The sequence below is a fragment of the Kitasatospora sp. NPDC024654 genome (genome assembly GCF_055559155.1).
Window position 1 is genome coordinate 1 of record NZ_JBVHLF010000236.1, and the last position, 2062, is coordinate 2062.

The 2062-nt window shown below is 68.1% G+C and carries 3 protein-coding genes; 2 read left to right on the forward strand and 1 reads right to left on the reverse strand.

The window, feature by feature from the left end; translation table 11 throughout:
- Positions 1 to 305, forward strand: a 305-nt coding sequence (locus ACZ38L_RS39240) for a hypothetical protein (protein WP_465702904.1), incomplete at its 5' end; no start/stop codon positions are given.
- Positions 306 to 593: 288 nt separating this feature from the next.
- Positions 594 to 827 (forward strand): GNAT family N-acetyltransferase, encoded by a 234-nt coding sequence (locus ACZ38L_RS39245; protein WP_465702908.1) that lies wholly within the window; start codon positions 594 to 596, stop codon positions 825 to 827.
- Here the strand turns inward: ACZ38L_RS39245 and ACZ38L_RS39250 are convergent.
- A complete protein-coding gene (locus tag ACZ38L_RS39250; RefSeq protein WP_465702906.1) occupies positions 814 to 1887 on the reverse strand; it encodes an IS630 family transposase in 1074 nt (357 codons plus the stop codon). The genes ACZ38L_RS39245 and ACZ38L_RS39250 overlap by 14 nt on opposite strands.
- Between the last annotated feature and the right edge of the window lie 175 nt (positions 1888 to 2062).

Consider the following 2062-nt stretch of genomic DNA (forward strand, 5'->3'; position numbering starts at 1 on the left):
AGGATGATCAGACGATCGCAAGAAGGGTCGGATTTGCTCCGGTGGGTCCCGATTCATCCGCCGTCCAGCGGTCAGTTTTCACCCGTCGCCGAGACGGAAGTCACACCGCGGCCAAGTCGCACCCGGTCCATGGGAAGGGCGACGTGCCGGTCGGCCACGGAACCAGCCTGCTCGCCGAGGCACGTGACGAGTTCCGGGCGGCCGACAGGCATCTGCCACCGAAGGACAGGAAGTCCGACATGTCGATCCCGCACTACAACGCGATTCACGGCGCCGCGAAGGTGATGGGCATCGACCGCTGGTGACCTGGTAGGTGTGTCAGCAGGTCGTGTCCCTTGAAGTGGTGCCGCGGTCGCGCGCCGACGGTCATGCGGTGGCCGGTAGTTCGTCGGACCGTCGACGCCTACGCCAAGGCGAGCCGTTCCTCGGCTGCCGTGACCGCACGGCTTCGCCGGGACAGCCGCTGGACCGAGTCGTTGCCGGCCTTGTAGGTTCCCGATGTGAGTGATGACGGGAAGGCTCGGATCCGATGCGCGCGGGATGCTGATGCGGCCGTGATCGCGCGGATCCACATGACCTCTCGGTCGGCGGCCATGCCCTATCTGCCCCCGCAGAAGCGCGATCACGAGCAGGTGACCCGATGGGTCCGGGACGTCCTGCTCGAGCAGTGTCGTACCTGGGTCACAGTGCGAGATGCGGAGATCACTGGCTATGCGGCCCTCGATGGTGACGTGCTCGAGCACCTCTATCTGCGTCCGGATGTCCGTCGGCGGGGAATCGGCACGCTTCTGAGGCTTGCGGTTCGGGGTGACGTCAGGGCGAGGTGAAGATCAGGCCGGTCTCGCGGATGAAGCCGTTGAGGAGGTCGGGGCGGTGCTGCATCTTCTTCAGCCGGGTGCGGGCCTTGGCCGCGAGTTGGCGGGTGGTGCGGGCTGCCAGGTTGGCCAGGCTCTTCTTCAGGTGAGCCCAGACGCCTTCGGTCGGGTTGAGGTCGGGCGTATAGGGCGGGAGGCGGAAGACGGTCAGCCAGGCGCTGCGGGCCTTGAGTAGCTCGCGCGTCATGGCGTCCTTGTGCTGGGTGGCGTTGTCCCATACCAGGACGATCTTCCCGTCGAGCTGCTGGTGGGCGGCGTCCAGGAGGGCGGCGTGGTCGTCCTCGCGGAAGCCCTTCTTCTCTCCCCTGCGGCCGGTGTGGACCAGCAACCGGTAGACGAGCCGGGTGCGCCGCCCGGGGCCGGCGCACACCAGGGCGGCCAGCGAGACTCGCCCGGAGCCTTCGCCGGTGACCTTTACGGTCGGGGTGTGCCCACGACGTGCCCAGGTGCGCGCCTTCGGCGGCCTCATCGACTGGCCGGCCTCGTCCTCGAAGACCAGCCACGCGTCCTGTTCCCGCACGATCTTCTCCATCGCGGGCCAGACCTCCCGCATCCACCGCTCCACGGCCCGCGGCTCGCGTTCGACAGCCCGGTGCACCGGGACCTGCACGCTGAAGCCCATCTCGTGCAGGATCCGGGAGAGCTGCGGGGGGCTGAACCTCACATGGAAGCGCCTGGCGACCAGCAGCGCGACCCGCGACAGCGTCCACCGCTGATCCTCCACCCAGCCGTGCACGGCTGGGCCCTCCTCCAGCGCCGTGGCCAACCATGTCCGCCAGGCCGGCTTCATCCGGGACGGCCGCCCGTCGGGACCCTTGGACCGTAGCGCCTCGGCCCCGCCCTCCCGCCAGGCCGCGTGCCATGCGTAGGCGGACTTCCGCGACACCCTCAGCTGCCTGGCCACCAACGGCGGGGCCACACCCCGCTCGAACATCTCGCCGGCCTCCAACCGCACCCGCTCACGCTGCGCACGCTCCCGCGCGGTCAGGCCACCCCCATCGGGATACCTCATCTCCCATACATAGAACCAATATGACTACCTGTCACCCCCAGCCGCCAAGCCTCAGTACTGCTCGACGAGGTCAGGCGGCACTGAACCGCCCCGGGTTCGGTAGAGAGCTCAGATGATGGCTGTGACCAGGGGTTTTGTGGTTGCCAGGTAGTAGTTGGTCTCGTACTCGACGGGC

Excerpts from the sequence above, each read along its gene's own strand:
- ACZ38L_RS39245 (WP_465702908.1), top strand. The coding sequence starts at position 594 with ATGCCCTATCTGCCCCCGCAGAAGCGCGATCACGAGCAGGTGACCCGA.
- ACZ38L_RS39250 (WP_465702906.1), bottom strand. The coding sequence starts at position 1,887 with ATGAGGTATCCCGATGGGGGTGGCCTGACCGCGCGGGAGCGTGCGCAG.